Below are 6,635 nucleotides of genomic sequence, written 5' to 3'. Positions count from 1 at the left end.
ATCAGCCCCGCCGCCACCCCCTTCGCACAGGCCCTCGCCGACGTCGCCACCATCAGCCTGCTGCCACAACGCACCACCGCGGCGATGTCGACCGGCAGCGCACCGGTCCGGGCGCGGAAGAGCAGGTCGTTCAGGCAGTGCCCGAACTTGCTGACCATGAGGACGATGCGCATCCGCTCGTCGGCCCGGTTGATCTGCCAGTCCATGTGGAAGGAGTCGCCGATCGCCGCGAAGCTCGCCCGCAGCTTGTCGACCGTCACCGGCGCCTCGGCCGAGAAGTGCACGCGCATGAAGAACAGACCCGTGTCGTGGTCCCCGAACTGCTGGCTGTCCTCGATGTTGCAGCCGGTCATGAACAGGTAGCTCGACACGGCGTGCACGATGCCCTGCTTGTCGGGGCACGAGAGGGTGAGGACGTACTGGTCGGCCGGTGCGGCCTGGGCTCGGGTGGGCTGATCGGTCATGCACCACAGAATCTCATGCCCCGCCGCGCCCGACACCGGGTGTCCGCCACGCGGACCGCCGGGCCCGTCCCCCGGGACACCGGCCGCCGCGTGGGACTACGCCGCCCGCGTCATGATCCGCAGCACCTCGAGGGTGCGCGGCGGTGCCTCCGGGTCGTCGCCGTCGCTCGTCGCCAGACGTATGTGCGCGTCCCGGGCCGCCCGGACCGCGTCCGGCCATCCCTGGTGGTCGAGGTAGGCGGACACCTGCGCGTCCGGCCCCACCTGGTGCATGATCCGCAGCACCCGCAGCACGGCGGTGTCGACGAGCGCCGCCTCCTGCGAGTCGCGGAATATCGTCCCGACGTACTTCTCGGCGGACCAGTTGTCCAGCCAGGTGTCCTCGACCAGCCGGTAGACCGCGTCGGTCACGTCGCCGTACCCGTCCTGGCCGGCCAGCCAGACGTTCCGCTGGAAGTCCGGGTCGGAGAGCATGTGCAGCGCGGAACGCACATTGCTGCGCCAGCGCCACCACGGCATGTCATTGAGTGGCATGTCGCCCATGGTGGAGGAGCGACGGCCGCGACGGGAAGAGTTCTCCGAACCTTGCACGGTCATCGATCGTACGTTCCTCGTCACAGGCTCTTCACCCGCCCCCGCAATTCACCTTCGCGTCACTCATCGTCGACCGAGGGTCACTCGCGGGTTTGCGATGTGACGGAATCGTGCGTGTCCATGACCGGCAGTCGGCACAAGCGCAGCACCTTTCCTCCTTCGACCCACCGGCCCCGCAGAGCCACCGTCCTGTCCACGGTGGCCATGGCGGCCTGTGCGTCACTCGCCGCCGGTTGCGGGACCGTCCCAGGGTTCGCCGGCCCGGCGGACGACGTGATCAAGGTGATGACCTGGGCGCCGCAGGAGACCGGCGCCACCAACAAACCCGGTATGCCCGCCATGGCATCGGCCGTCGTGCGCTGGCTCAACTCCCGGGGCGGCATCGGCGGTCACAAGCTCAAGCTGCTCACCTGCAACGACCACAACACCAGCGTGGGCGCCGCGAACTGCGCCCAGCGCGCGGTCGACGAGAACGTGGTCGCGGTGGTCGGCTCCTACAGCCAGTTCGGCGATTCCTACTTCCCCCCGCTGGAAGGCGCGGCCATCCCCTACATAGGCGGCTACGGGGCCTCGAACGAGGAGTTCACCAGCCCCGTCTCCTACCCCGTCAACGGCGGGCAGCTCACCCTGCTGGCCGGGCTCGGGGAGGCGCTGGCCGCGTCCTGCGGCCCGGTCACCCTGGTCCGCCCCGACAGCATCGCCGGCGACCAGCTGCCGCAGCTGCTCGACTCGGGGCTGCGGGCGGGCGGCCACGGCAAGGCGATCGACCAGCTCGCGGCCGAGGACCTCACCGCGTACGACGAGCAGTCGAAGCAGGCACTGGAGAGCGCGTCCTCGGAAGCGGCGAAGACGGGCTGTGTGGTGCCCGAGCTCGGGGGCCGCACGGCCACCTTCATGGACAGCTTCCAGCGCGCCCGCGAGGACTACCCGAAGGTGAAGACGGCCGCCGAGATCGGCAGCGTCGACCAGACGGTCATCAACTCCACCGGCGGGGCGTCCGGCCCGTACGAGGGGTCGTACATCACCGGCTGGTACCCGGTCGCCTCGGACGCGCGATGGGACGAGATGAAGAAGGTCATCAGCAAGGAGGCCTTCGGGGACAACCGGATCGACCCGGCCGACGCCGGGGTGCAGACCACCTGGATCGCCTTCAAGGTGCTGGCCGCCGCGCTGGCGAAGACCGGCGACGGCGAGGTGACCTCCGACAGCGTGCGCCGCACCCTCAACAACGGCCTGAAGGTCTCCACCGGCGGCCTCACCCCGAACCTGACCTGGCCCTACCAGGGCAAGCTGGCCGCCGCCGGTTTCTCCCGGCTGGCCAACGCCGACGTCAACGTCCAGACGGTCAGGGGCGGCCTGCTGCAGTCGGCCAACAGGAGCGCCCTCGACATGACGCGGACCCTGGAGAACGCCGACCTCAACTGACCGGCGGCGAGGTCACAGCTGGGTCGGCTGGCGCTGGGTCAGCCCGTACCTGCTCGCGATGGTGTTCCACAGCGCGGCCGCCTTCGCCTTCTGGGAGCTGGCGGTGCCGCTCTCGCGGTTGCCGGCCGCGGTCTGGCCGGTGGTGCGGGCCTGGCCCTTGCGGCAGCCGTGCTTGCCGCCTGCCTGGTCGGCCCAGGCCGCGTAGTGGTTGTCGGCGTTCGCGGAGGCCTGCCAGGCCTTGGTGAGCGAGGCGGTCAGCTCCGCGTTGTTCGCCAGCTTGTCGACGGGCAGCTTCGACAGCCGGGTGATCAGCTCGGTGCGCTGCCTGGCCGCGTCGCGCAGGTCGGAGGCGGAGCCGCCGAGGTTCTGGCACTGCTTCACACTGGCGACGGCGCTGATCACGCTGGCCCGGCTGCTGCCGCTGTCGGCGAGCAGCTTGTCCAGGGCGACGGCCTGCGCCTTCGCGGGATCGGCCGCGGCCTGCGAGGAGTCCGTACCGGCCGACGCGGACGCGGCGACCGTCTTGTTGCCGCCGGAGGAGCCGCCGCCCCCGCTGAGCAGGGCACCGGCGCCGACCCCGAGGACCACGATGCCGACCCCGACCGCCGCGATGAGGGGCACCTTCGACCGGCTCCGGCCACCCCGGCCGCCGCCGTCACCGGCGTCGTCGTAGCGGTCGTACGACGGCGGGGGCTGGGGCGGGGTGTAGGCGGGCTGGGGCTGCTGCTGGAAACGGGGCAGCTGGGCGGTGGACGCGGCGGGGGGCTCGCCGCCCGGACCGCTGCGGAAGAGGCTGTCGAACTCGGCGGGCGGCTGCCGGTCGGCGCCCTGGGGGCCGCCGGCCGGGTAGGGCGCGATGTACTGCGTGGCATCGGCGTCGGAGTGCGCCGCGGGGGCGGTCCTGCCGAGGAAGGTGGTCTGCTCGTGCCGGTTCTCCGGCGGCAGCGCACCGGGGCCGACCGGCGGGATCAGCTGGGTGGCGCCCTCGGGGGCCGCCGCCACCGGCGGTATGTACTGTGTGGCGCCCTCGTCCGCCGGAGCGGCCGGGACCGGGGGTATGTACTGGGTCGCGCCCTCGTCGGCGGGCGGCAGCGGGGCTCCGTAGGGGTCCTGTCCCGCGGCCTGGGGCAGCGCGGCGCCGCCGTAGGGCTGCTGCTGGTGCTGCTGGGGGTGCGCGCCGTAGCCGCCGTACGACTGCTCGTAGCCGCCGTACGGCGCCCCCTCCGGTGGGAGCGGGCCGGCGCCCGACGTGGGGGCGGCCTGGGACCGGTCGTCCCAGGCGGGCGGCTGGGCCGGGGTGTTCCACTCCTGGCCCGCCGCCTGCGGCCAGTCCTGCTGGGGCCCGGGTGCGCCCTGGTGGTGGCCGGGCCCCCACGGCTGTCCCCACTCCTGGCCCTCGGAGGGCGCGGTGGCCGGCGCCGGGGGCGCGGCGGCCGGCCGGACCGGGCGGGTGGCACCGCCCGTCATGCCCGGCAGCAAGGGCTCGCCGCCGTCGGAGGGCAGCACGATGCCTTCGCGCGCGGGCTCGCCCTGTCCACTCTGCGTCACCGGGACTCCTACTAATGGGGGACCTTGTGAATCGTCGGCTCACGCTACCGGGTCCCCTCCACCAGGTGCCACGCAGCCAAAGGCGCGATCTTGTTCCCGGTGACAGGAGTGACGAAACCGCCCCGCGATGCGCTGTATATGCCGTCTCCTGAGCGGCAACGTGTGGTTTCCCACACGTTCACACATACGCGGGGCATGAATTCATGCGGCCGCCTGCAGATCCAGACGGGCGCCGAACTCCCTTACCACCGGTTCGTCCCGGAACGGCTCCAGGCGCTGCTGGAAGTCCTCCAGGTACTCGGCGCCCCGGTTGGAACGGACCGTCTCCAGCAGTTCGACCGCCTTCGTCCCGGTGGCACAGGCCTGCTCGATCTCGCGCTGCTGCACCTGCGCTGTGGCGAGGAGCACATAGCCGATGGCACGGCGTCGCGCCCGGCTCGGCGGGTGCCCGTCCAGCGACTGCCGGGCGCACCTCGCCGCCGCCTCGGCCTGCCCGAGGTCACGGTGGCAGTGCGCCAACTCGTCGGCCAGGTAGGCCTCGTCGAAGTGCGCGATCCACGCCGGGTCGTCACCGGAGGACGGATCGGCCGCCTCCATCGCGGACACCGCCCGCCCGGACGCCAGCTGCGCGGCCCGCGCGTCGCCGAGCAGCGCGTGCCCGCGGGCCTCGGCCGCGTAGAACATCGCCTCCGCGCGCGGGGTCACCCGTCCGCGCGCCCCTTCCTGCGCCGCCCGCGCCAACTGGGAGATCTCCCGCGGGTTCCCGAGCTGCGCGGCGAGGTGGCTCATGGAGGCGGCGAGCACGTAGCCGCCGTAGCCACGGTCCCCGGCGGCCTGCGCGAGCCGCAGCGACTGGATGTAGTACCGCTGGGCGAGACCGGGTTGGCCGGTGTCCACGGCCATGTACCCGGCCAGTTCGGTGAGCCGGGCCACCGCGGCGAACAACTCCCGCCCGACCGACTCCCGGTAGGAGCCGGCCAGCAGCCCGGACACGACGCTGTTGAGGTAGTGCACGACGACCGGGCGCACGTGCCCGCTGCCGAACTGGTGGTCCAGGTCGGTCAGCGCCTGCGTCATCGCCTGCACGGCCGCCACGTCCGACTGCCCGACCCGCGGTCCCGCCTGCCGCGCCACCTGCGCGTCCGGCGCCGAGATCAGCCAGTCCCGGCTCGGCTCCACCAGCGCGGACGCGGCCACCGAGGAACCGGACAGGAAGTCCCGGCGCCCCACGTCACTGCGCCACAGCTCGCAGACCTGCTCGATGGCCCCCAGTACGGTCGGCGAGAACTGGAGACCGACGCCCGACGCGAGGTTCTTGCCGTTGGCCATGCCGATCTCGTCGATCGTGACCGTACGGCCCAGCTTGCGGCCCAGCGCCTCGGCGATGATCGCGGGCGCCCGGCCCCTCGGCTGCTGGCCGCGCAGCCAGCGCGCCACGGACGTCTTGTCGTACCGCAGGTCGAGCCCGTGCTCGGCGCCGCACATGTTGACCCGGCGGGCGAGCCCGGCGTTCGAGCACCCCGCCTCCTGGATGAGCGCCTGCAACCGTTCGTTCGGCTGCCGCGCGACAAGCGGCCTTGCGGCCATGGCGTACCCCCTGCGAACTCCCTGTAGGGAAAAGATCCGGCCTTTGCGATCACTGCCCAGCGGACATACCGAAAATGCGGGACATGCGAGGATTGCCGGGTAAACGCGGCGGAACTGCGGGTACGACCGCCGCCAACCCCCCACGTGTGACTACCCGCTCACGCCCCGGTTCCTCCTGCGCGCCCCCACACATGCATCCATGCGCCCCGATTGCGGAAAAGATGCTCCTCCCCCGCGCGCGTAACGCCCGTAACTCCAGGTGGATGCGGGAGTTGTGTTGAGCGTGGAAGAGACCATCGTCGGCACCGAAGCCGCTCAGATTCCGAAGCAGCGGGGGGAATCGCTGCTGGAGACCGCCGTACGCTACGCCGAGGAGCGTCACTGGGACGTCTTCCCCGGCACCTGGCTGGAAGCGGCCGAGGGGGTGCAGCGCTGCTCCTGCGGGGAGGTCGCGTGCGCGGCGCCCGGCGCGCACGCGGCGCGTCCGGACTGGGCGACGCAGGCGACCGGTAGTGCGACGGTCGCGCGCCGGATGTGGCAGAAGCAGCCGACGGCGTCGATCCTGCTGCCCACGGGGCGGACCTTCGACGCGCTGTCCGTGCCGGAGACGGCCGGGTTCCTGGCGCTGGCGCGCATGGAGCGGATGGAGCTGACGCTGGGGCCGGTGACGCTGACCCCTGATCGCCGGATGCAGTTCTTCGTTCTTCCCGGGGCGTCGGTGAAGCTGCCGGACCTGGTGCGGAAGCTGGGCTGGTCACCGGCGTCGCTGGACCTCACGGCGCTCGGGGAGGGGGCGTATGTGCCGGCGCCGCCCACCCGGTACGGCTCGCGGGGGGCGGTGCAGTGGGCCTGCCGGCCGACCGCGGCGAACCGGTGGCTGCCGGACGCGGAGGAGCTGATCTCGGCACTGGCGTACGCGTGCGGGCGGGATCGGTAGGCGCCCGCGGGGTGCCCGGTGCCTGTGCTGGGGGTCTGTACCGGCGCGTCCTGCGGATCAACCTGACGAAGTTCTTCACC

The 6,635-nt window shown here is 72.2% G+C and carries 5 protein-coding genes and 1 pseudogene; 2 read left to right on the top strand and 4 right to left on the bottom strand.

Annotated elements, in window-relative coordinates:
- Together ABZ646_RS37045 and ABZ646_RS37040 are read right to left on the bottom strand one after the other, a co-directional pair.
- Positions 1-464: pseudogene (locus ABZ646_RS37045) on the bottom strand (hypothetical protein); the annotation flags it as partial.
- Between the two features lie 96 nt (positions 465-560).
- Positions 561-1,061 carry a hypothetical protein gene (locus tag ABZ646_RS37040; RefSeq protein WP_360529199.1) on the bottom strand — a complete coding sequence of 167 codons (501 nt, stop codon included), beginning with the start codon at positions 1,059-1,061 and terminating at the stop codon, positions 561-563.
- Between the two features lie 117 nt (positions 1,062-1,178).
- Here ABZ646_RS37040 and ABZ646_RS37035 point away from each other — a divergent pair, with 117 nt between their 5' ends.
- Positions 1,179-2,483: an ABC transporter substrate-binding protein gene (locus ABZ646_RS37035; protein WP_360529196.1), complete on the top strand. Its 1,305-nt coding sequence runs from the start codon at positions 1,179-1,181 to the stop codon at positions 2,481-2,483.
- Between the two features lie 12 nt (positions 2,484-2,495).
- Here ABZ646_RS37035 and ABZ646_RS37030 read toward each other — a convergent pair whose 3' ends face one another.
- Positions 2,496-4,031: a hypothetical protein gene (locus ABZ646_RS37030; protein ID WP_360529193.1), complete on the bottom strand. Its 1,536-nt coding sequence runs from the start codon at positions 4,029-4,031 to the stop codon at positions 2,496-2,498.
- Between the two features lie 201 nt (positions 4,032-4,232).
- Positions 4,233-5,618 carry a transcriptional regulator gene (locus ABZ646_RS37025; RefSeq protein WP_360529190.1) on the bottom strand — a complete coding sequence of 462 codons (1,386 nt, stop codon included), beginning with the start codon at positions 5,616-5,618 and terminating at the stop codon, positions 4,233-4,235.
- A 274-nt stretch (positions 5,619-5,892) separates the two neighbouring features.
- Here ABZ646_RS37025 and ABZ646_RS37020 point away from each other — a divergent pair, with 274 nt between their 5' ends.
- The gene (locus tag ABZ646_RS37020) at positions 5,893-6,555 is read left to right on the top strand and encodes a bifunctional DNA primase/polymerase (RefSeq protein WP_360529187.1); all 663 of its coding nucleotides are present in this window, start codon (positions 5,893-5,895) and stop codon (positions 6,553-6,555) included.
- Positions 6,556-6,635 lie beyond the last annotated feature (80 nt).

The organism is Streptomyces sp. NPDC007162, assembly GCF_040634175.1.
GTDB lineage: Bacteria > Actinomycetota > Actinomycetes > Streptomycetales > Streptomycetaceae > Streptomyces.
The sequence above is the reverse complement of the archived record's forward strand: the minus strand, read 5'-3'. Positions and strand labels throughout refer to the sequence as shown.

Excerpts from the sequence above, each read along its gene's own strand:
- ABZ646_RS37040 (WP_360529199.1), bottom strand. The coding sequence starts at position 1,061 with ATGACCGTGCAAGGTTCGGAGAACTCTTCCCGTCGCGGCCGTCGCTCC.
- ABZ646_RS37035 (WP_360529196.1), top strand. The coding sequence starts at position 1,179 with ATGACCGGCAGTCGGCACAAGCGCAGCACCTTTCCTCCTTCGACCCAC.
- ABZ646_RS37025 (WP_360529190.1), bottom strand. The coding sequence starts at position 5,618 with ATGGCCGCAAGGCCGCTTGTCGCGCGGCAGCCGAACGAACGGTTGCAG.